General features: G+C 46.5%; 30 protein-coding genes. 23 read left to right on the forward strand and 7 right to left on the reverse strand.

Annotated elements, in window-relative coordinates; genetic code table 11:
* The first annotated feature begins 3 nt into the window (after positions 1-3).
* From rplX to dsbD, 19 genes are all read left to right on the forward strand, one after another.
* Positions 4-312, forward strand: coding sequence for a 50S ribosomal protein L24 (gene rplX, locus QUE65_RS00320; protein ID WP_286281100.1), 309 nt, complete (start codon positions 4-6; stop codon positions 310-312).
* A gap of 14 nt (positions 313-326) precedes the next feature.
* Positions 327-869, forward strand: a complete 543-nt coding sequence (rplE, locus tag QUE65_RS00325) for a 50S ribosomal protein L5 (RefSeq protein WP_286281102.1) — start codon at positions 327-329, stop codon at positions 867-869.
* 9 nt (positions 870-878) lie between these two features.
* Positions 879-1,184 (forward strand): 30S ribosomal protein S14, encoded by a 306-nt coding sequence (gene rpsN / locus QUE65_RS00330; protein ID WP_286281103.1) that lies wholly within the window; start codon positions 879-881, stop codon positions 1,182-1,184.
* A gap of 25 nt (positions 1,185-1,209) precedes the next feature.
* Positions 1,210-1,605 (forward strand): 30S ribosomal protein S8, encoded by a 396-nt coding sequence (rpsH, locus tag QUE65_RS00335; protein ID WP_215370828.1) that lies wholly within the window; start codon positions 1,210-1,212, stop codon positions 1,603-1,605.
* A gap of 10 nt (positions 1,606-1,615) precedes the next feature.
* Positions 1,616-2,149 (forward strand): 50S ribosomal protein L6, encoded by a 534-nt coding sequence (gene rplF, locus QUE65_RS00340; RefSeq protein WP_286281104.1) that lies wholly within the window; start codon positions 1,616-1,618, stop codon positions 2,147-2,149.
* A 22-nt stretch (positions 2,150-2,171) separates the two neighbouring features.
* Positions 2,172-2,525 carry a 50S ribosomal protein L18 gene (gene rplR, locus QUE65_RS00345; RefSeq protein ID WP_215370832.1) on the forward strand — a complete coding sequence of 118 codons (354 nt, stop codon included), beginning with the start codon at positions 2,172-2,174 and terminating at the stop codon, positions 2,523-2,525.
* A 21-nt stretch (positions 2,526-2,546) separates the two neighbouring features.
* A complete protein-coding gene (gene rpsE / locus QUE65_RS00350) occupies positions 2,547-3,065 on the forward strand; it encodes a 30S ribosomal protein S5 (RefSeq protein ID WP_108507598.1) in 519 nt (172 codons plus the stop codon).
* A gap of 23 nt (positions 3,066-3,088) precedes the next feature.
* Complete coding sequence (rpmD, locus tag QUE65_RS00355) at positions 3,089-3,283, forward strand: 50S ribosomal protein L30 (RefSeq protein ID WP_215370834.1); 195 nt, start codon at positions 3,089-3,091, stop codon at positions 3,281-3,283.
* Positions 3,284-3,287: 4 nt separating this feature from the next.
* Positions 3,288-3,728, forward strand: a complete 441-nt coding sequence (gene rplO, locus QUE65_RS00360) for a 50S ribosomal protein L15 (RefSeq protein ID WP_108507599.1) — start codon at positions 3,288-3,290, stop codon at positions 3,726-3,728.
* Between the two features lie 8 nt (positions 3,729-3,736).
* Positions 3,737-5,080, forward strand: coding sequence for a preprotein translocase subunit SecY (gene secY / locus QUE65_RS00365; protein ID WP_286281107.1), 1,344 nt, complete (start codon positions 3,737-3,739; stop codon positions 5,078-5,080).
* Position 5,081: 1 nt separating this feature from the next.
* Positions 5,082-5,300 carry a translation initiation factor IF-1 gene (gene infA, locus QUE65_RS00370; protein WP_108507601.1) on the forward strand — a complete coding sequence of 73 codons (219 nt, stop codon included), beginning with the start codon at positions 5,082-5,084 and terminating at the stop codon, positions 5,298-5,300.
* A 21-nt stretch (positions 5,301-5,321) separates the two neighbouring features.
* Positions 5,322-5,438, forward strand: a complete 117-nt coding sequence (gene rpmJ / locus QUE65_RS00375) for a 50S ribosomal protein L36 (RefSeq protein ID WP_096673338.1) — start codon at positions 5,322-5,324, stop codon at positions 5,436-5,438.
* Positions 5,439-5,461: 23 nt separating this feature from the next.
* Positions 5,462-5,827, forward strand: coding sequence for a 30S ribosomal protein S13 (gene rpsM, locus QUE65_RS00380; RefSeq protein ID WP_108507602.1), 366 nt, complete (start codon positions 5,462-5,464; stop codon positions 5,825-5,827).
* Between the two features lie 12 nt (positions 5,828-5,839).
* Complete coding sequence (gene rpsK, locus QUE65_RS00385) at positions 5,840-6,253, forward strand: 30S ribosomal protein S11 (RefSeq protein ID WP_108507603.1); 414 nt, start codon at positions 5,840-5,842, stop codon at positions 6,251-6,253.
* A 115-nt stretch (positions 6,254-6,368) separates the two neighbouring features.
* On the forward strand, positions 6,369-6,992 hold the full coding sequence (rpsD, locus tag QUE65_RS00390; RefSeq protein WP_286281109.1) for a 30S ribosomal protein S4: 624 nt from the start codon (positions 6,369-6,371) through the stop codon (positions 6,990-6,992).
* Between the two features lie 28 nt (positions 6,993-7,020).
* The gene (locus tag QUE65_RS00395; RefSeq protein WP_215370842.1) at positions 7,021-8,001 is read left to right on the forward strand and encodes a DNA-directed RNA polymerase subunit alpha; all 981 of its coding nucleotides are present in this window, start codon (positions 7,021-7,023) and stop codon (positions 7,999-8,001) included.
* Between the two features lie 16 nt (positions 8,002-8,017).
* Entirely contained in the window at positions 8,018-8,416 is a 399-nt protein-coding gene (gene rplQ / locus QUE65_RS00400) for a 50S ribosomal protein L17 (RefSeq protein WP_286281112.1), read from the forward strand.
* A gap of 96 nt (positions 8,417-8,512) precedes the next feature.
* Positions 8,513-8,815: a divalent-cation tolerance protein CutA gene (gene cutA / locus QUE65_RS00405; RefSeq protein ID WP_286281114.1), complete on the forward strand. Its 303-nt coding sequence runs from the start codon at positions 8,513-8,515 to the stop codon at positions 8,813-8,815.
* Positions 8,812-10,494, forward strand: a complete 1,683-nt coding sequence (dsbD, locus tag QUE65_RS00410; RefSeq protein WP_286281115.1) for a protein-disulfide reductase DsbD — start codon at positions 8,812-8,814, stop codon at positions 10,492-10,494. The genes cutA and dsbD overlap by 4 nt, the downstream gene beginning before the upstream one ends.
* 2 nt (positions 10,495-10,496) lie before the next feature.
* On the opposite strand, the gene hemB is transcribed toward dsbD, so the two are convergent.
* Entirely contained in the window at positions 10,497-11,489 is a 993-nt protein-coding gene (gene hemB / locus QUE65_RS00415; RefSeq protein WP_286281116.1) for a porphobilinogen synthase, read from the reverse strand.
* 12 nt (positions 11,490-11,501) lie between these two features.
* Complete coding sequence (gene yihA, locus QUE65_RS00420; protein ID WP_286281117.1) at positions 11,502-12,140, reverse strand: ribosome biogenesis GTP-binding protein YihA/YsxC; 639 nt, start codon at positions 12,138-12,140, stop codon at positions 11,502-11,504.
* A gap of 74 nt (positions 12,141-12,214) precedes the next feature.
* Here yihA and QUE65_RS00425 point away from each other — a divergent pair, with 74 nt between their 5' ends.
* Entirely contained in the window at positions 12,215-12,928 is a 714-nt protein-coding gene (locus tag QUE65_RS00425; RefSeq protein ID WP_458574758.1) for a c-type cytochrome, read from the forward strand.
* Positions 12,929-12,934: 6 nt separating this feature from the next.
* On the opposite strand, the gene lysA is transcribed toward QUE65_RS00425, so the two are convergent.
* On the reverse strand, positions 12,935-14,227 hold the full coding sequence (gene lysA, locus QUE65_RS00430; protein WP_286281118.1) for a diaminopimelate decarboxylase: 1,293 nt from the start codon (positions 14,225-14,227) through the stop codon (positions 12,935-12,937).
* 226 nt (positions 14,228-14,453) lie between these two features.
* Between lysA and cyaY the strand changes: the two genes are divergently transcribed.
* Positions 14,454-14,837 (forward strand): iron donor protein CyaY, encoded by a 384-nt coding sequence (gene cyaY / locus QUE65_RS00435; protein WP_286281120.1) that lies wholly within the window; start codon positions 14,454-14,456, stop codon positions 14,835-14,837.
* Here cyaY and aroB read toward each other — a convergent pair.
* The 4 genes from aroB to QUE65_RS00455 are packed head-to-tail and all read right to left on the reverse strand — an operon-like array spanning position 14,821 to position 18,223.
* Positions 14,821-15,903, reverse strand: a complete 1,083-nt coding sequence (gene aroB, locus QUE65_RS00440; RefSeq protein WP_286281124.1) for a 3-dehydroquinate synthase — start codon at positions 15,901-15,903, stop codon at positions 14,821-14,823. The genes cyaY and aroB overlap by 17 nt on opposite strands.
* Positions 15,900-16,424 (reverse strand): shikimate kinase, encoded by a 525-nt coding sequence (locus QUE65_RS00445; RefSeq protein ID WP_286281125.1) that lies wholly within the window; start codon positions 16,422-16,424, stop codon positions 15,900-15,902. The genes aroB and QUE65_RS00445 overlap by 4 nt, the downstream gene beginning before the upstream one ends.
* 9 nt (positions 16,425-16,433) lie before the next feature.
* Entirely contained in the window at positions 16,434-17,552 is a 1,119-nt protein-coding gene (locus QUE65_RS00450) for a type II and III secretion system protein (protein WP_286281126.1), read from the reverse strand.
* Positions 17,549-18,223, reverse strand: coding sequence for a hypothetical protein (locus tag QUE65_RS00455; RefSeq protein WP_286281127.1), 675 nt, complete (start codon positions 18,221-18,223; stop codon positions 17,549-17,551). Before QUE65_RS00455 ends, QUE65_RS00450 begins: the two co-directional genes overlap by 4 nt.
* A gap of 98 nt (positions 18,224-18,321) precedes the next feature.
* Here QUE65_RS00455 and QUE65_RS00460 point away from each other — a divergent pair, with 98 nt between their 5' ends.
* Positions 18,322-20,619, forward strand: a complete 2,298-nt coding sequence (locus tag QUE65_RS00460; RefSeq protein ID WP_286281128.1) for a penicillin-binding protein 1A — start codon at positions 18,322-18,324, stop codon at positions 20,617-20,619.
* 6 nt (positions 20,620-20,625) lie between these two features.
* Positions 20,626-21,309 (forward strand): transposase, encoded by a 684-nt coding sequence (locus tag QUE65_RS00465; protein ID WP_286281129.1) that lies wholly within the window; start codon positions 20,626-20,628, stop codon positions 21,307-21,309.
* Positions 21,310-21,336 lie beyond the last annotated feature (27 nt).

Genomic DNA, 21,336 nt, shown 5'->3' on the forward strand with positions numbered 1-21,336 from the left:
ACTATGAAAAAGATTCGTAAAGGCGACTCCGTGATTGTTCTTACTGGGCGTGATAAGGGTAAAAAAGGAACGGTTACCGGAATTCTCGAAAACAAATTTGTGGTTGAGGGCGTGAACATTTACAAAAAGAATGTGAAGCCCAATCCCAACGATGGAACCACTGGCGGAACCGTAGATAAGACCATGCCAATTGCCGCTTCCAATATTGCATTAATAGATGCAAACGGTAAGCCATCCCGTGTTGGCATTAAGTTGGTTGATGGCAAAAAAGTGCGTTATTTAAAAACCACTGGCGCGACATTAAGCGCTTAAGGTTCGGAGAAATTATGAGCACCCGTTTACAAGAGCATTACAAAAATACAGTTGTTGCAAACTTGATGCAGCAGTTTGGCTACAAGTCTGTGATGGAGGTCCCTCGCATTACCAAAATTACCCTCAACATGGGTTTAGGTGAGGCCGTAAATGACAAAAAAGTAATCGAACACGCGGTTGGTGATCTAACTAAAGTTGCTGGTCAAAAACCAGTTATCACGAAGGCGCGTAAAGCGATTGCGGGATTTAAGATTCGCCAAGGCTACCCTATCGGTGCGATGGTTACTCTGCGAGGTACTCGCATGTATGAATTTTTAGATCGTTTTATTACAGTTTCTTTGCCACGTGTACGCGATTTCCGCGGAATCTCTGGCAAAGCGTTTGATGGCCGTGGTAATTACAACATTGGCGTTAAAGAGCAGATTATTTTCCCTGAGATTGAGTACGACAAAATCGATGCATTGCGTGGTCTCAATATCAGTATTACAACCACCGCTAAAACCGATGAAGAAGCTAAAGCATTGTTAGCGGCGTTTAAATTTCCATTTCGCAATTAAGAGGCAAACGTGGCAAAACTATCTTTAATTGAGCGTGAGAAAAAACGCGCTAAGTTGGTTGCAAAATATACGCATAAGCGCGCTGAGCTTAAGTCGATCATTAATGACACAAGCCGTAGCGATGAAGAGCGCTATGAGGCCCGTTTGAAGATGCAATCACTGCCGCGCAATGCGAGCCCTATTCGTCAACGTAATCGTTGTTCATTAACCGGTCGTCCACGTGGCACCTTCCGCAAATTTGGTTTAGCGCGCGGCAAGATCCGTGAGATTGCTTTCCGTGGCGAGATCCCCGGTTTAACCAAGGCCAGCTGGTAAGCGGCGAAAGAATTTAGGAGAACCCATGAGTATTAGTGATCCAATCGCCGATATGTTGACTAGAATTCGCAACGCGCAAGCGGTGCAGAAAACCTTGGTCACCATGCCGTCGTCCAAATTAAAAGTTGCTATCGCAAAAGTCTTGAAAGACGAAGGCTATATCGATAGTTATGAAATCACTGGTGAAGCAGCCAAGCCCGTATTAAAGATTGATCTCAAATACTACGCTGGCCGTCCTGTGATTGAACGAATTGAGCGAGTTTCAACCCCTAGCTTGCGTATTTACAAAGGTCGTCATGATATTCCTGAAGTGATGAATGGCTTGGGTGTTGCCATAATTTCAACACCGCAAGGTTTGATGACTGATCGCAAAGCACGCGCATCTGGCGTGGGTGGCGAAGTCATTTGCTACGTGGCTTAAGGAGAGAACGATGTCACGAGTTGGTAAATCTCCCATTACAGTGCCAAAAGGTGCTGAGATCAGTATTGCAAACACCTTGTTAACAGTGAAAGGGCCTTTGGGTACTCTCACCCATACATTGCATCCCAGTGTTGGCGTTGAACATAAAGATGGCGTTATAACGGTTGCTATTAAAGACAACTCGCCAGAAGCGAATGCACTCTCGGGAACAACCCGAGCATTGGTCAACAACATGGTCGTTGGCGTAACCCAGGGGTTTGAGCGTAAGCTGAGCTTAGTTGGCGTGGGTTATCGTGCGCAAGCGCAAGGCAATTCCTTGAAATTGCAATTGGGTTTCTCGCACGAAATTAACTATCCACTGCCTACTGGTGTCAAAGCGGAAACCCCTTCGCAAACTGAAATCATTATTAAAGGTGCCAATAAGCAACAAGTTGGTCAGGTTGCTGCCGAAGTTCGTGCGCATCGCTCTCCAGAGCCCTATAAGGGCAAGGGCGTTCGTTATGTTGACGAAGTGGTTCACCTTAAAGAAACCAAGAAGAAGTAATTAAGTAAAGCCGAGATTCGATATGAATAAAAACGAAACAAGACAAAGACGTGCGCGTCAAACCCGTATCAAGATTGCTGAGCTATTGGCTCATCGCTTGACGGTGATTCGGAGTAATTGCCATATCTCTGCCCAGGTCTATAGCCCATGTGGTAGCAAAGTGGTTGCTGCGGCTTCGACGATGGAAAAGGATTTGCGTACATCGGTAAAAAATGGTGGAAATAGCCAAGCGGCGCAAACCATTGGCAAATTAATTGCTGAGCGTGCAAAAAAGGCTGGTGTTGAAAGCGTTGCTTTTGATCGTGCGGGACATCGTTACCACGGCCGCATTAAGGCCCTTGCTGAAGCTGCGCGTGAAGCCGGCTTGAAGTTCTAAGAAACGGTTTAGGAAAAAATTATGGCAAAAATGCAAACCAAAATTCAGTCTGAAGAGCGCGATGACGGTCTACGCGAGAAGATGATTGCTGTTAATCGCGTAACCAAAGTGGTTAAGGGCGGCCGTATTCTTGGCTTTGCTGCTTTGACCGTCGTTGGTGATGGTGATGGACGCATTGGAATGGGCAAAGGGAAATCGAAGGAAGTTCCAGTCGCTGTTCAAAAGGCTATGGACGAAGCTCGCCGCAAAATGATTAAGGTCCCTCTTCGTAAGGGAACGCTGCAACATTCTGTGATTGGTCAGCATGGCGCATCGCGCGTTCTGATTTCTCCCGCTAAAGAAGGTACTGGCGTGATTGCTGGTGGTCCAATGCGCGCAATTTTTGATGTGATGGGCGTAACCAACGTTGTTGCTAAGTCGATTGGTTCAACCAATCCCTACAACATGGTACGTGCAACTTTAGATGGTTTAAGCAAGATGAGTACGCCTGCAGAAATCGCAGCTAAGCGCGGAAAGTCAGTTGAAGAAATTTTGGGTTAATAGCCTGTAATCGAAAGTAAAAAATGGCAAACACACAAACAAATTCAAAGGTCAAGCTTCAGCTAGTGCGTAGCTTAATCGGTACTCGCGAGAGCCATCGTGCCACGGTTCGTGGTTTAGGCCTTGGCCGCCTCAACTCGGTTTCAGAGTTACAAGATACTCCGGCGGTCCGGGGAATGATTAATAAGGTTTCATACCTTGTGAAAGTGATCGGGTAAAGCAATGCAATTAAACACAATCAAACCTGCAGAAGGTGCTAAACGCCCACGTCGTCGTGTAGGCCGTGGTATTGGCTCTGGTCTTGGTAAAACTGCAGGTCGTGGTCATAAAGGCCAAAAGTCGCGTTCTGGTGGTTTTCATAAGGTTGGCTTTGAAGGTGGTCAGATGCCAATGTATCGTCGCTTACCGAAGCGCGGTTTTATTTCTTTAACACGTCGTTTTGTTGGTCAAGTAACCCTCGCAGATCTTGAGCGCATCGGTTTGGCTGAGGTGGATCTAGTTGCCCTTAAACAGCATGGCCTTGCTGGTGAGCAAACAAATGCTGTCAAAGTGATTAAGACCGGTGAAATTAAGCGTGCAGTCACCTTGAAGGGGTTGACTGCAAGTGCTGGTGCAAAAGCTGCTATTGAGGCTGCTGGTGGCAAGGTGCTCGCAGAGGTTTAAAGCAATTTATGGCACTCGGTTCCTCTAACGTCTCTAGTTTGACACCATCTGGAAACAAGTATGGCGACTTACGTCGCCGCTTGATTTTCTTGGTATTGGCGTTGGTTGTTTTCCGTATTGGTGCGCACATTCCAGTACCTGGAATTGATCCTGATCAGCTATCAAAGCTCTTTAGCGAGCAAAAAGACGGTATTTTGGGAATGTTCAATTTGTTTTCAGGCGGTGCATTATCGCGCTTCACCGTATTTGCTCTGGGAATCATGCCTTACATTTCTGCATCGATCATTATGCAGTTGATGACGATTGTGATCCCTTCGCTTGAGGCAATGAAGAAGGAAGGCCAAGCTGGGCAGCGCAAGATTACCCAGTACACGCGCTATGCAACGGTCTTTTTAGCCACATTCCAGGCGATTGGAATTTCTGTTGCCCTTGAGTCTCAGCCCGGATTGGTTGTTGATCCAGGCCTCATGTTTCAGTTCAATACCGTTGTAACGCTTGTTACTGGGACGATGTTTTTAATGTGGCTTGGCGAGCAAATTACAGAACGTGGTTTGGGTAATGGCATTTCCATCATTATTTTTGCCGGAATTGTTTCTGGTTTACCCAGTGCACTAGCAAGCCTTCTTGAGCTCGTTCGTACCGGTTCCATGAGCATCCTTTCAGCAATTTTTATCGTATTGATTGTTATTGCTGTTACTTATTTTGTGGTTTTCGTAGAGCGTGGGCAACGTCGTATTTTGGTGAACTATGCCAAGCGTCAAGTTGGCAATAAGATCTATGGTGGTCAGTCTTCCCATTTGCCTTTAAAGCTGAATATGGCCGGTGTTATTCCCCCCATCTTTGCTTCATCGATTATTTTGTTCCCAGCAACCATTGCCGGTTGGTTTACTGCAGGCGAACCAACCAATATGCTTAGTCGTATTGTGAAAGACTTGGCCGCAACTTTAGCTCCAGGTCAGCCGGTGTACATTATTTTGTATGCTACGGCGATTATTTTCTTCTGCTTTTTTTATACAGCACTGGTCTTTAATAGCCGTGATACGGCTGATAACTTAAAAAAGAGTGGAGCATTTGTCCCAGGCATTCGTCCGGGTGATCAAACGGCCCGTTACATCGACAAAATTTTGGTTCGTTTAACGTTGGCGGGTGCTATTTACATGGTTTTAGTGTGCCTATTGCCTGAGTTTTTGGTTTTGAAATACAACGTTCCTTTCTACTTTGGCGGAACATCGTTGTTAATTATTGTGGTGGTTGCGATGGACTTTATGGCCCAAGTGCAATCATTTGTGATGCAACAGCAGTACGGCTCTCTCATGAAGAAAGCCAACTTTAAGATGGGACCCACTCTCTAAGATGCCTAAAGACGATGTGATTCAGATGGCAGGGGAAATTGTTGAAAACCTTCCCAATGCCATGTTTAGGGTGAAGTTAGAGAATGGGCATGTAGTACTAGGTCATATTTCTGGAAAGATGCGGATGCATTACATCCGAATTCTGCCCGGAGATAAGGTAACTGTGGAAATGACCCCATACGATTTAACGCGCGCAAGAATTATCTTCCGTGCGAAGTAAGGATTATTAAAGAGGTGAATGATGAAAGTATTGGCATCCGTTAAATGTATTTGCCGCAATTGCAAAATCATCAAGCGTAAGCGCGTGGTGCGTGTGATCTGCTCGTCCGATCCACGTCATAAGCAGCGTCAAGGTTAATTCGGTTAAGTAGAGGAATTCATATGGCACGTATCGCTGGGGTAAATATCCCAAATCATCAACATACTGTGATTGGTTTAACCGCCATTTATGGTATTGGCAAAGCTCAGGCTCTCAAGATCTGTGAGAACACAGGTGTTGCAATCGATAAGAAAGTCAAAGATCTTACCGATGCTGAATTAGAGAAGCTTCGCGATGAAGTGGGTAAGCGCACCACAGAGGGTGATTTGCGTCGTGAAGTCACCATGAACATTAAGCGTTTAATGGATTTGGCTTGCTATCGTGGCATTCGTCATCGCAAAGGTTTGCCAGTTCGTGGCCAGAGAACGAAGACCAATGCGCGTACCCGCAAAGGCCCCCGTAAGGCCGGCGTTGCACTTAAGAAATAATTAGGAACTGATATGGCAAAAGCACAACAAACCGCCGCAAATGCAAGTGCGCAACGCGCTCGTAAAAAGGTAAAAAAGAACGTCGCTGATGGCATCGCCCACGTGCATGCATCATTCAATAACACCATTGTGACCATTACCGATCGTCAAGGAAATGCCTTGTCGTGGGCAACTTCAGGCGGTCAGGGATTTAAGGGTTCACGCAAGTCAACGCCATTTGCAGCACAGGTTGCTGCTGAAGTAGCTGGCAAGGCAGCAATTGAGTGTGGGATTAAGAATTTAGAGGTCCAAATTAAGGGCCCCGGTCCCGGTCGTGAGTCTGCAGTTCGTGCATTGAACTCCTTGGGCATCAAGATTGTTGAAATCCAGGATGTAACGCCGGTTCCACATAATGGTTGCCGCCCTCCAAAGCGTCGCCGTATCTAATTTTTGCAGTACCAAGCCGCTGGCTATGCCAGCAATTGTTTAATAAGCCCACCGTTCGCTGGTAGTTACAGCGAACTCACCTCGGTAACCATCGAGGCATAGAAAGGAAGAAATCGTGGCACGTTACTTAGGCCCTAAAGCCAAACTATCTCGTCGGGAAGGTACCGACTTATTTTTAAAGAGCGCTCGCCGTGCTTTATCGGACAAGTGCAAATTAGACAGTAAGCCTGGTCAGCACGGTCGCACTTCAGGTGCGCGTACTTCTGACTTCGGTAATCAGTTGCGTGAGAAGCAAAAGGTAAAGCGCATTTATGGTGTGCTCGAGCGTCAATTCCGACGCTACTTTGCTGAGGCGGAGCGTCGCAAGGGAAATACCGGTGAAACCTTACTGCAGCTTCTCGAGTCCCGTTTAGATAATGTGGTTTATCGCATGGGCTTTGGCTCAACACGTGCTGAAGCGCGTCAGTTGGTATCGCATGCAGCAATTACTGTAAATGGGCAAGTAGTTAATATTCCATCGATGCAGGTTCGTCCTGGTGATGTGATTGCGATTCGTGAGAAGGCAAAAAAACAAACCCGAATTCAAGAAGCACTAAATCTTGCATCGCAAGTCGGCGCAATTAATTGGGTTAGCGTTGATGCTAGCAAGCTCGAGGGAACGTTTAAACAAGTACCAGATCGCGATGAAATCAGTGGTGATATCAACGAAAGTTTGATCGTCGAATTGTATTCACGCTAATACTGCACCTCTTAAGGAAAAGATATCTATGCAAACAAATTTGCTTAAACCAAAAATCATTTCTGTTGAAGCACTCGGTGCGAATCAGGCTAAAGTTGTCATGGAACCATTTGAGCGTGGCTATGGCCATACGCTTGGTAATGCATTACGTCGTGTTTTGTTGTCTTCCATGGTTGGCTTTGCTCCAACCGAAGTAGCCATTGCAGGCGTTGTTCATGAGTATTCCACCTTGGATGGCGTTCAGGAAGATGTTGTTAACCTGCTCCTCAACCTAAAGGGCGTTGTCTTTAAATTGCAATCTCGTGATGAGGTGACGATCAATTTGCGTAAGGAAGGTCCTGGTGTGGTCTGTGCCAAGGATATTGATCTTCCGCATGATGTTGAAATCATCAACCCTGAGCATGTTATTGCTCACTTGGCTGCAGGTGGTAAGCTCGATATGCAGATCAAGGTTGAAAAGGGTCGCGGATACGTACCAGGTAATATGCGCCAGTATCAAGATGAAGCGACTAAGCTAATTGGACGTATTGTTTTAGATGCCTCATTTAGCCCAATTAATCGCGTTAGCTATGCCGTTGAGTCTGCTCGTGTTGAGCAACGTACCGATTTAGATCGTTTGGTAATGACGATTGAAACCAATGGCGTGATCTCGCCTGAAGAATCAATCCGTCAAGCCGCAAGTATTTTAGTAGACCAATTGGTCGTATTTGCTGCCTTAGAGAGCAGTCAGGTGAGTGGCGAGTTGGCTCCAAGTCGCTCGACGATGGTCGATCCATTATTGATGCGACCGGTCGATGACTTAGAGTTGACAGTTCGGTCAGCGAACTGCTTAAAGGCTGAAAACATCTATTACATCGGTGATTTAATTCAGCGTACTGAAAATGAACTACTCAAGACACCTAATTTGGGTCGCAAGTCCTTGAACGAAATCAAGGACGTGTTGGCAGCCCGTGGTTTAAGTCTTGGGATGAAGCTCGACAGCTGGCCTCCAGCGACCCTCGGGCAATAATTAGAAAGGAAGCATCATGCGTCATGGTAATGGCTTACGCAAACTAAATCGCACCTCCTCGCATCGTTTGGCGATGTTGCGCAATATGTCGAACTCCTTGATTGAGCACGAGGTCATCAAAACAACTCTGCCAAAGGCAAAAGAATTGCGGATGGTAGTTGAGCCTTTGATTACTTTGGGTAAGAAGGATAATTTGGCTAATCGTCGTTTAGCATTCAATCGATTGCGTGATCGTGAAATGGTTAGCAAATTATTTACTGAGCTCGGCCCTCGTTATGCGACCCGTCCAGGCGGCTATCTCCGTATTCTGAAATTTGGTTTTCGGCACGGCGACAATGCACCAATGGCGTTGGTTGAGTTAGTCGATCGCCCCGAAGTCGAAGAGGCCCCTCAGCAAGAGCCTGTAGCAGCATAAATTAGCATCAGGTATAGTTAAAGCCAGGCCTTCGGCCTGGCTTTTTCATTTAACCCACTGCTTGAACCATCTCTTTGTATGGATTCGATACTGATCGTGACAACGACTTTGCCAACGATGGATGCGGCTAGATTACTAGGTCAGCAATTAATCGATGAGCGTCTCGCAGCCTGTGTGCAAATTCAGGGGGGCGTGCAATCGATTTATCGATGGGATGGAACACTATGCAACGATGCCGAGGTCTTATTGAGTGCTAAAACAACACCTACTCAGTGGCAACCTATTGAAGCATTCATTAAGATCCATCACCCTTATCAATTGCCAGAGATCATTGCTTTTAGGCCGGCCGAGTATTCCCAAGCATACGGCCAATGGGTGAATGAGGAGACAAGGCCATGAGGCGAATTCAGTATGGCTTAGTTAAACTCTTATTGTTTCTACTATCAAGTGTCGCATTATCTGGTTTAGTAAGCGCTAAAGAATTTTTGCCTCCAGAAAAGGCATTTATTGTGGAGGCGACATGGCTTGCCAATACCAATGAGATTGCAATTGAATACCGACCGGTTTCAGGTTATTACATTTACCAGGAGTCCTTGCAGTATCGGCTATTCATCAATGACAAGCCAAGTGCTCCCAAGAGTATTCAAATCCCCCGAGGGGTTGAAAAGTTTGATGAGACCTTTGGAAAAAAAATGGAGATTTTTCCAAAACCATTTGAAGTGGTTCTTGGGTTTACACAAACTCCACAAAGCGGTATTCGCCTAGAGATTGATTTACAAGGTTGTGCGGACGGAGGTATTTGCTATCCACCAATGACCTATCAATACTTTATTGCAGCCCCAGGGGTTCGGGTTGCGCCAATTCCTGAGGGTGATGCAGCACCAACAAGGAGCTCGAATCCAACCCCAGTCCCATTTGACTTAAGTGATTTGTGGAGTGGGCGAGATGACGTTGCCTCGATTAAAAGTTACTTAGAGAATGCCAAACCGTTTTATCTATTTACGGGATTTTTTATTCTCGGGATTGCGCTTGCGTTTACGCCCTGCGTGCTACCAATGTTACCCATTTTGAGCAGTATTGTTTTAGGCCGCCAAGATGGGGGTCCAATCAGCAAAACCCGATCGGCTTATCTTGCCTTGGCTTACATTTTGGGTATGGCCTTGTTGTATGCGTTAGCGGGAGTACTTACGGCTGCATTAGGGAGTGGTGTGCAGCGGGCTCTACAAAGCCCCATCGCGCTGATACTCTTTGCCCTCCTTCTATTATTTTTAGCGGGCAGCTTATTTGGCTTATACGAGTTAAAGATGCCTCAAGCGTGGCAAAACAAAGTCGATCAACTGGCAGGGCGACAAAAGGGTGGCAGCATCGCTGGAGCGTTTAGCCTTGGGGCGATTTCGACTTTGGTGGCAAGTCCCTGTATTACGGCGCCACTAGCAAGTGTTTTAGGGTTTGTGGCACAAACCGGATCGATGGCGCTTGGTGGAGGCCTTCTATTTGTGATGGCCTTGGGCATGGGGCTTCCGTTATTACTTATTGCGATGGGTGCCAGAAGTTTCTTGCCACAAACAGGCGTGTGGATGATATGGTTGCAGCGCGGTCTCGGTTTGGTGTTAATTGCTTTAGCCATTTGGATTGTATGGCCAGCAATATCCGTCGTAGCTGATAACCAAAATCAAACAAGTCCTCGTACTGAAAAACGAATTTCATCCGATTTGGTATTTCAGGTCGTGCGTTCAAGTGAAGAGCTCGAGCGCATTTTGCAAAGGGCGAAGGCTGAAAATAAACCCGTCATGCTTGATTACTATGCGGACTGGTGCATCTCTTGCAAAGAGATGGAAGCGATTACTTTCACAAATCCCGAGGTTGCTAAGGCAATGAGCCGTTTTGTATTGGTTCAAGCTGATGTGACTATTAACAGCCAACAGAGCCAAGCACTACTCAAGCAATTTAGTTTGTACGGCCCGCCCGCAATATTGTTCTTTAATGGGGCTGGTGACGAACAAAAGTCTTTGCGAGTAGTTGGTTTTATGGCGCCCAGCCGTTTTTTAGAGCGACTGCAGGAGTTAGGAGCTAAATAATCCTAGCGTTTGAGTAAGCGTGCAGCCTCAAGCGCAAAATAGGTCAAGATGCCGTCTGCCCCGGCGCGTTTAAATCCGAGTAGGGACTCCATCATTACTGCATCATGATCAAGCCAGCCATTTTGGGTGGCAGCTTTCATCATGGCATATTCGCCACTCACTTGATAGGCATAGGTTGGATAGCCGAAGGCTTCTTTAATGCGATATACGATATCGAGGTAAGGCATGCCAGGTTTTACCATGACCAAATCAGCACCTTCACTAATATCTAAGCCAACTTCACGGATGGCCTCATCGCCATTGGCGGGATCCATTTGGTAAGTCTTTTTATCTGCTTTACCAAGATTTGTTGCCGATCCAACTGCATCCCGAAAGGGACCATAAAATGACGACGCGTATTTGGCGGCATAAGCCATGATGCGCGTATGAATCAATCCTTGATTTTCAAGGGCGGTACGAATTGCACCAATACGGCCATCCATCATGTCAGAAGGGGCAACAATATCAACGCCTGCTTGAGCATGACAGAGCGCCTGTTTGATGAGGATTGCGACGGTCTCATCATTTAAAATCCGATGCTGATCATCGAGTACGCCATCTTGACCGTGACTGGTATAGGGATCGAGTGCGACATCAGTCATGATGCCAAGCGCAGGAAAACGTTTTTTTAGTTCCATTACAGCGCTTGGAATAAGCCCTTTTGGATTAAAAGCTTCGGCACCGTCATTGCTCTTTAATGACCCATCGATTATGGGAAAGAGGGCCATCACTGGAATGCCAAGTGCTACGCATTCTTCAGCCACATGAAACAAGCGATCAAGTGACATCCGCTCAATACCCGGCATCGAGGAGACCGCTTGGCTTTGATTGTTGCCGGGCAGTAAAAAAACGGGATAGATGAGATCGTCAATCCGTAGATGATTTTCTTGAATAAGGCGACGCGACCAATCATCGCGGCGCATCCGGCGAGGGCGATAAGCAGGGTATTGAGACATTGCAAATACTTTCTAATCAGGGCAGGGTTGGGTGGTGCGGTGTTCTGGAAAAAGCCATTGTTGAATAAGTGTATCGCTTTCGAGAAGACCGACCCGTTTTGTACTTGAAAATAACTGGGCAGTAATTTGGGCGGGGGCAAATCCCTTTATTTGCTCAGAGATGGCATGTAATAGGGCGCGATTTTCTGAAAACGTTTGTTTATCAGACTTGCTCAATAAAATGTGGATGGGTTTTTGGGTCACGCCAAACCATCCAATCATCTGTTCATCCAGTTCAGTTAGGCCCCGTCGCGCATCAACAATTAAGATTAGCCCAACCAAATTCTTGCGAGTTTGAAGGTAGCGGCTTAAGATTTCGTTCCAATGGGAACGGGTTGCCTCGCCAACTGCTGCATAGCCATAGCCTGGTAAGTCGACTAAATATGCAAGTAACTCATCCTTGGCGTAGACCCCAAAATAGTTAATGTGCTGGGTTCGACCTGGAGTTTTACTTGCAAAGGCTAGGCGCTTCTGATTACATAAGATATTGATTGCACTGGATTTTCCGGCGTTGGAGCGCCCTGCAAATGCGATCTCGGGGAGATCTCCCTGGGGAAGAGTTTGAAGCTCATTGACCGTGGTAAAAAAGCGGGCTTGGTGCAGTTTAGACATGACTGGAAGCTATTGTAAAATCACATGAATTTAGTTGAACATCAATTCATTTCAAAGTAGGCTAGGTACCCATAATGCGCTATAGCAGCAAATTCTCCAAATTAAATATTTCTGCCCTTTTGCTAGTTTTAGTTGGCGGTTTTTTATCGTTTGCTCATGCAGCTGAGCCTGCAAAAGCCGCCGCGCCTGCGATGACCACCAGCGCTCCAACCCCTGCAGTGATCAAAGCGGATGCTGCTGCTGGCGATGCTCTCTATAACAATGGTGATCCAAAGAGAGGAATCGTTTCTTGCGTTGGTTGCCATGGTCCAAACGGTAATAGCGGGGTTGCAACCTGGCCTAAGTTGGCTGCTCAGCATGCTGCTTACACTCTGAAGCAACTCAAGAATTACAAAGATGGCTCACGGATGAACCCCGTGATGATGGGGATGGTAGCTGCCTTAACCGAGCAGGATATGCTGAACCTAGCTGCCTATGTCAGTAAACAAGAGCCTAAGTTGGGTACCGCTCAAAATAAAGATTCGATTGCATTGGGACAGCGCATTTATCGCGCAGGCATTGCTGAAAAAGGGATTCCGGCATGCTCGGGATGTCATAGTCCTAATGGTGCTGGCATCCCAGCGCAATACCCGCGTTTGAGTGGCCAATGGGCAGATTACTCGACCTCGCAATTAATTGCTTTCAGAGAGGGTACGCGTAAGAACAGTGTACAAATGAGTACGATTGCTGCCAAGATGTCAGATGCTGAAATGAAAGCCGTGTCTGATTACATGGCGGGTTTGCGCTAGACCGAATTAGCTCGTTCCAATCGTTCGTTCATTAGCAAAGAGGCTATTGGTAGTCTCGCGTTCCCTTACTAGGTGGGCTTGATCACCATCAACCATCACTTCCGCTGGTCGTCCTCGCGTGTTGTAGTTTGATGCCATAACAAATCCATAAGCGCCCGCGGACAAAATAGCCAGAACATCACCTTCTTGAACCGCTAAGGCACGATCTTTGCCCAACCAATCGCCTGATTCGCAAACCGGTCCAACTACGTCATAAGTGATTGCTTTACCGCTTTCACTTTTGATCGGAACGATCGCATGATAGGCATCATAGAGGGCGGGACGCATTAAATCATTCATGGCGGCATTCACAATGCAGAAGTTTTTATCAGCGCCGGTCTTCAGATATTCAACTTGAGTCAGAAGTACTCCAGCATTTCCGACTAAGGAGCGACCGGGCTCTAAAATCACATCTAGCTGCGCAAAGCCACGCTCATCGATACGATTGAGTAGGGCGTTGGTGAACATCGTGATATCTGGGGGCGCATCCGAGCCATAGTCGATTCCAAGGCCACCGCCTAAATCAAGATGATGAATGATGATGCCTTCACGCTTTAGTTGCTCAATAAGATCAAGTACCTTATCAAGTGCATCAAGGTAAGGAGAGGTATTTGTAATTTGGGAACCAATGTGACAATCAATACCAACAATATCAATATGGGGCAGTAGCGCCGCCTCACGATACGTTTTTAGAACCTCAAAGTAGGCAATCCCAAATTTATTGTCTTTGAGACCCGTGGAAATATAGGGATGGGTTTGGGCATCTACATCAGGGTTCACGCGCAATGAAACCGGAGCACGTAAACCCATGCCTTTAGCAATCAGATTAATTCGATGGAGTTCAGGGATGGACTCGACATTAATGCACTTGACTCCAACTGTGAGTGCAAATTTAATTTCATCAGCGGATTTGCCGACCCCAGCAAAAACCATACTTTTTGGATCGGCACCGATATGAAGAGCGCGCGCCAGTTCACCACCACTAACTAAATCAAACCCAGCTCCTAGTTGCTTGAGCTCATCTAAAACAGCAAGATTACTATTCGCCTTAACTGCGTAATGAATTCTGGCACGTCGACTACCATTTGCACGGATGCAGGCGACATCATAAGCACGGTATGCCGAACAAATCGCATGCTTGCTGTATACGTATAAGGGAGTACCGTATTGACTCGCTAAAACGGATAGCGAAATCCCTTCAGCAAACCATTCCCCATGGTGTTGAGAAAAGCCGATTAGTGATGGAATGGAATGCATCATTACTTTGTGGGGCTTGAATTAATCGGAGTACTTGAACCTGATTCTTTAGGTGGATACAGAGTACCCTTAGGTTCCGCTTGAGTCGGCGCTGGTGGGACGGGCGGAACATTTGGCAAAAATAAAGGCCCTCTAACCCCACATCCAACGAGGGACATTAAAGCAACACAAACCGGAATCTTAACTACAATCGATATCATCTGATTAATCACCGAAATTTGAATATAGCATGCAAAATACCTCTTCTTCCCAGATTGACAAAATTGACGATAAGCAATTTCATCAGCTCGCTAGTCATCTATTGCAGTCGATTGAATTGTCGCTTGAGAATGCCGATGAGCGTTTAGATCTCGACCTCGACATTGCTCGTCAAGGGGGTAATGTCATTAATATTGTGTTTCGAGATCGCAGCGTTGTCGTTATCAATACGCAACCGCCCTTGCATGAGATTTGGGTCGCATGTAAAGCCGGAGGCTTTCACTACCGTTGGGCTGGAACCGTTCATCAGCCACGATGGCTTGATACAAAAACAGGTAACGAATTGCTTGCCGACTTATCTCGCTTTGTGAGTGATCAGGCAGGCCAAGCAGTTCAGATTACTTTACTTGATTAGTCGTTAAGACCTGGTCAACGATTGCATCATCAACCACCTCAATTTTTGCTTTTCCAATTCTCTCAAGGGTAATGTAACGAATTTCTCCGCCCTCGGATTTCTTATCAATTCGCATAAGATCAAAGAAGCGGCTATTTCCAAGTTTGGGCGCACAATCGGGCAGGTTCATTGCCGCAATGAGTTTTTTAATGCGACCCGCTTCCTCAGTTTGCAAATAGCCTAAGCGAGAAGATAAATCTGCCGCCATCACCATTCCGCATCCTACTGCCTCACCATGCAACCATTCCCCGTAGCCTAAGCCAGATTCGATAGCATGGCCAAAGGTGTGGCCAAAATTTAAGATGGCACGAATCCCAGACTCTTTTTCGTCGGCAGCTACTACTGCTGATTTAATTTCGCAAGAACGCTCGACTGCATGACTCATCGAATTGCTATCGCAATTTAGTAGTTCTTGGCGATGTGCTTCAATCCAATCAAAAAATTCAGCATCTGCTATCGCCCCGTGTTTGATTACCTCTGCCAAACCGGCTGACAACTCTCTGGGTGGAAGTGACTTGAGGGTATCAAGATCAGCAATGACTGCAACCGGTTGATGAAAGGCGCCGATCATATTTTTGCCAAGAGGGTGATTAATCCCAGTCTTGCCGCCTACCGAGGAGTCCACTTGAGCCAACAAGGTGGTGGGCACTTGAATGAAGCGAATGCCGCGCATAAAGCTAGCAGCTGCAAAACCCACCATATCACCAATCACCCCGCCACCGAGAGCAATTAATACCGATTTACGATCAGCGCCATAGGTTAATAGGGCGTCAAAGATTTTCTGCAGAGTAATCCAGTCTTTGTAAGACTCGCCATCGGGTAGAACAATCTCATGAACAGATTTTGCATCGTTTGAAATGGTTTGGATCAAGGATTGGCTATAGAGAGGGCCAACGGTTGTGTTGGTGACCACAAATACAGATTTGCCAGTAATCCAAGGTTTAAAAAGTTCAGATTGTTTAAGTAGCCCCGAACCAATGTAAATGGGGTAGCTGCGTTCACCAAGGGATACATTCAGAGTTTTCATGGGGCTAGTTCAAGTTGCATGAGTAAAGAGCTTACGAGTTGATTAACGCTTGGTTTACCAGTCTCAATAATAAAGTCTGCGATTTCTCGATAGAGTGGATCGCGAATGGTATATAAGTTTTCTAAGATCATCTTTGAGTCGCCATGTTGTAACAGGGGGCGACCTTCGCCGCCCTTAGTGCGATGCCAAAGCTCAATCGGGTTGGCATGCAGATAAATTACCGTACCACGTTCAGCAAGCACCCTTCGATTATCTGGAAGCAATATCGCACCGCCACCGGTGGCAAGCACAATCGAGTGCTCTCGGGTTAGCTCATCGATGATTTGAGCTTCGCGCTTACGAAAACCCGCCTCACCTTCCATCTCAAAAATGGTCGGTATTTTGACACCACAGCGCTCTTCAAGCGCATGGTCGGAATCAATAAAGCGCCGTTCGAGTTTTCGGGCAATTAGTTTCCCAACCGTTGACTTGCCAGCCCCCATTAGTCCAATTAGAAAGATATTGGAATTTTCAATGTCCATAGCGTCATTCTATTCGGGTTTATCTAAGATGGTAGGCGTTAAAAATACGAGAAGTTCGGTCTTATCTCGCAAGCTGGATTGATGTTTAAAAAGATGACCAATTAAGGGAATGTCTCCTAAGAATGGGATTTTGACAGTATCCTTTCGCTCCGTTGTTTGATAAATACCGCCCAAGATAACGGTTCCACCATTCTCAACACTGACTTCGGAGCTCAAATTTTTAGTATCAATGGCATAACCTTGTTCGGTCTTCATGCCAATACTGTCTTTATTAATAGCAACCAATAAAGAGACTCTGCCATCATCATGAATCTTCGGAATGACTTCGAGGCGTAAGTTGGCTTTACGGAACTGAATTTTATTTCCTCCATTTGAAGAGGAGGTTTGATAGGGTAGTTCGGTACCTTGTTCAATCGTGGCTTTCACCATATCGGCGGTCATGATGCGTGGATTGGACAGTATCTTGCCCTGCCCATCGCTTTCAAGGGCGCTTAATTCAAAATCGAGTAAGCGAGTGGCGTTTTTACTCAGCAAGGTTGCTGCCGCGGTAACTGGCTCAAATCCACTGAGGCCGCTAGCACCAAGCGGTAATCCTATTGCAAACGAACTCTGAGTTCGACTATTCCCATCGGGCGAAGTTTCTGGATGAGAGCGCAAGCCCAGCTTGGCACCTAGATTACGTGCAAAGCGATGGTCTGCTTCCACAATCCTGGCTTCAATCAAAATTTGCCGAGGTGTGCCATGGTGCTCGCCACCAAAAGGTAATGTGGAGTCATCACGACGTTGTTTTTGGAAAGCTGTGATTTCCTGGTGTGGTGCAATCCAATAGACACCCTGCTTGCGAATGAAGCGTAAGCCACGACTCGCTAAGATGGTTGATAAGGCAGTTTGCCAATGAACATCGACAAGCTGGACATTAATCGTTCCTTGAATGCTGGGACTTAATACAAAATGCGCATTACCCAGTTGACCCAATGCATGGAGCAAATCCACCAGCGGCATCTCTTTGGCTGAAATACTAATCGGTGTATTTGGTAAAGTACTGTTGATGGTTGGATGATATGCAAATGCACTTTGAGCGCCCAATAAAAGCCAAATCCAAATGCTCTGAAATACCTTACGTATCATGGTGAAGTTATCACTACTTGCTTTCCTCCGGGGCCTTGTAGGATGGCTTGAGAGTGATCAAAGTGGGTGATCTTCCAGGCGGGTTTTGCGAATTCATCATGGGTGAAGACCCGACTTTGTTGGCCATCATGGAGCATCACGAATGACCCCCCCTTATTTTTTCCCACACCAAGGTGACGCCATTTTTTTAAATCAACTTCATCAGGATCGGGACTTGCTAGGCGCTTAATTTCTTTAGTCGGGATAGACCGACTTTTTTGAGTCACCTCTAGAAGTTCCATCATCTGGGAAAAGTTTTCCTCTGTCTGCTCATAAAGATCATCGATCTGACCCTGAATGACCGTTAATTCTCGCTTCATCGAAGCTTGATTTGATCCATCGTGACTCCGTTGAGCGATCTCCTGAACTTGAGTGATTAGATAGGTCAACGCCAGAAGAACCGCTATAAAACCAAGGGCAAGGACAAGCGCCCAAGAGTGAGGGGATGCGCGATAGGACTCTTTGAGGGCGCTAAGGCCCGACCATGTTTGCCCTAATTGGGTCGACCCTGGAGTCTGGCGTTTACTTTGCAAATGATCGGCTTGAGTCTCATGCTCCAAAATGGCGGGATCATTACCTAAGCTTTGGAGTGCTTCGTCAAAATCTTCCCGTTTAATATTGCGATAGACCATGGCCTATTGTGTTGCTAGCCACTGCGCATTAAAAGCGGCAAACCCGTATTAATTGATCAGTAATTCTTGCAAATGCTGTAGGACCATATAATTTAAGGATGGTTAATCCTCCTAGCAAAAAACCACCTTTTCAACGGGGCTCTGGTAGTCGTTTTACTGAAAGGTCAAACGCTAGCCCACTGATTAAAGCGTTATTGATCTTGATGGTGGTGGTTGGCTTGTTATTTGCCATGTTGGTAGCGTACGCATTCATTATTGCCAAGCCAAATTTACCGAACATTTCAGCGCTGGTTGAGTACAACCCGAAAGAGCCGCTACGGATTTATACCGCCGATAAGGTGTTGATTGGAGAATTTGGGGAAGAGCGACGGAATGTCGTACCTCTCAATGAAATCCCAGTTCATCTCAAGTACGCAGTGATTGCAATTGAGGACGATCGTTTTTACAGTCATGGCGGTGTTGATTATTGGGGTGTTTTGCGAGCCGCTCTAGCAAACTTGCGAGGAAGCCTTTCGCAAGGAGCATCAACGATTACGATGCAAGTGGCACGTAATTTTTTCTTGACCAATGAGAAGACTTTCAGTCGTAAGCTTTATGAGGTGTTGCTGGCATGGGAAATCGAGGCCCAATTAACCAAAGATAAGATTCTTGAGATATACATGAATCAAATTTATTTGGGCCAACGTGCATATGGATTTGCCAGTGCTTCCAAAATTTACTTTGGCAAAGAACTCAAAGACATTAGTATTGCGGAGGCTGCAATGTTAGCGGGCTTGCCGAAGGCGCCTTCGGCCTATAACCCGGTTAATAACTATAAACGCGCCAAGATTCGTCAAGAATATATTTTGCAGCGCATGCGTGACCTTTCTTACATTACGCCAGCTAATTATGAAAAAGCGATGGCCGAATCCATTAAGATACGCGGTCTCGGAAAAGAGTTTGATACTCGCGCCGATTTTGTTGCTGAGATGGCTAGACAGCTGCTCTTCGCTCAGTATGGCGATATTGTTTATTCGCAGGGTATCAATGTTTACACCACAGTCTTAAAAGCGGACCAAGATGCAGCATACGCCGCAGTCCGTAAAGGTATCTTTGACTATGATTTACGACATGCGTATCGCGGCCCAGAGGGCTTCATTGAATTACCTGAAGACCCGCTAAAGCGCCAGCGAGCGATTGATGACGCTTTACTTGATTATCCAGCGCTCGACGAGTTGCAATCCGGGGTTGTATTGGAAGCTAGCCCCAGGGAGTTAAAGGTCATGATTGCCACTGGGGAGCAAATTACGATTAAAGGCGATGCATTAAAGCTTGCAAGTTCATCTTTATCAGAATCAGCGCAACCCAAACGGCGTATTCGTCCGGGGGCGGTTGTTCGACTCCTTAATGATGATGGGGTTTGGAAGCTGGCTCAGTTGCCACAGGTTGAAGCTGCGTTTGTAGCTCTTGATCCGAATGATGGGGCAATCTTAGCGTTGGTCGGCGGTTTTGATTTTCGTCGCAATAAATTTAATCACGTGACTCAAGCGTTTCGCCAACCTGGCTCAGCCTTTAAGCCTTTTGTTTATGCGGCGGCTCTTGAAAAGGGTATAAGTCCTTCAACCATGGTGAATGACGCGCCATTGTCGATTGGGGCATTGGAGACCGGTAGTCAAGTGTGGCAACCCAAGAACTACGATGGGAAGTTTGACGGCATGATGCGTTTACGAACCGCCTTGGCAAAGTCTAAAAATTTAGTGTCGGTTCGGGTGATTCGGAAAATAGGTCCGTCTTACACCCAAGAATTTATTCAACGATTTGGGTTTGAGCCTGAAAAGCATCCACCTTATCTAACCATGGCTCTTGGCGCAGGATCTGTCACGCCATTGCAAATGGCTAGCGCTTACAGCGTATTCGCTAACGGAGGTTATTTCGTAAATCCCTATTTAATTGACAAAGTCACTGATGCAAAAGGTCAAATTCTTTTTCAGGCTGATCCTGTCCGGGTTGGAAAAAATGCGCTACGGGTATTGGATGAGCGAACTACTTTTGTGATGGACAGTATGTTGCAAGAAATTACCAAAACCGGTACGGCGGCGCGTGCAAGACCTGCTTTAGGACGCAACGATATTGCTGGGAAAACGGGTACAACGAATGATTCACACGATGCTTGGTTTGCTGGATACAATCCCCGAGTTTCAGCAGTCGCATGGATCGGTTTTGATAACCCCAAAAGCTTGGGCGATCGCGAGACAGGTGGAGGCTTGGCATTACCCGTTTGGATTAACTTTATGTCGGTTGCTTTACGAGGCGTCCCTGAGATAAATCGCGCGCCTCCGCCAGGGGTTTCTGAATACGATGGCGATTGGATCATTCCAGAGTTCGCCCCCTTGGGCGGCGTTCGTCAACTTAATTAAGTAAAGATGGCTCGTAAAGCGCGCTTGGTCATTGTTGGACAAGCGATGCATCTTTTAGTTCGTGGCCACAACCGTCAAATTATTTTCAACGACGACGCGGACTGCCGAATTTATTTGAATTGGTTGCGCGATGCTGCTAAAGAGTTTGGATGCGGGGTTCATGCATTTGCCTTAATGCCCAATCATGCGCATTTATTGGTGACCCCTCGTTATGACTATTCCTTATCCAAAACGATGCAATCATTAGGGCGTCGCTACGCGCAATACATCAATCAACGACAGGGTACCTCAGGCACGATTTGGGAGGGGCGCTTTTGTTCTTCTCTCATTGATCCTAGCTATGCTTTACAAGTGCAGCGCTATATTGAACTCAACCCTGTACGAGCCGGACTTGAATCCCGCGCCGAAGACTGTAAGACCACCAGCTATCAAAGCCATATTGGTGGCAAGGGGGAGCCCTGGCTAACTGATCATCCGAACTTTTGGGCCTTAGGAAACACGCCTTTTGAGAGACAGCTAGCTTGGGAGGCATTTGTCAGAGAGGGCGCACCGCATCATGAGGATCGGGCCATTATCGAGCATTTGATTCGCTCAAGACCTTGGGTAAGTCTGGAATTTATCCAGCAAAATCCTAAATGGAGTCTAGACCGGTGGCAGCTGAAACCACGAGGGCGACCTAAAAAATCTTAAGTCTGTCCCTATTTAATAAGATGGATT

The sequence above is a fragment of the Polynucleobacter sp. HIN8 genome, from assembly GCF_030297615.1.
Lineage (GTDB): Bacteria > Pseudomonadota > Gammaproteobacteria > Burkholderiales > Burkholderiaceae > Polynucleobacter.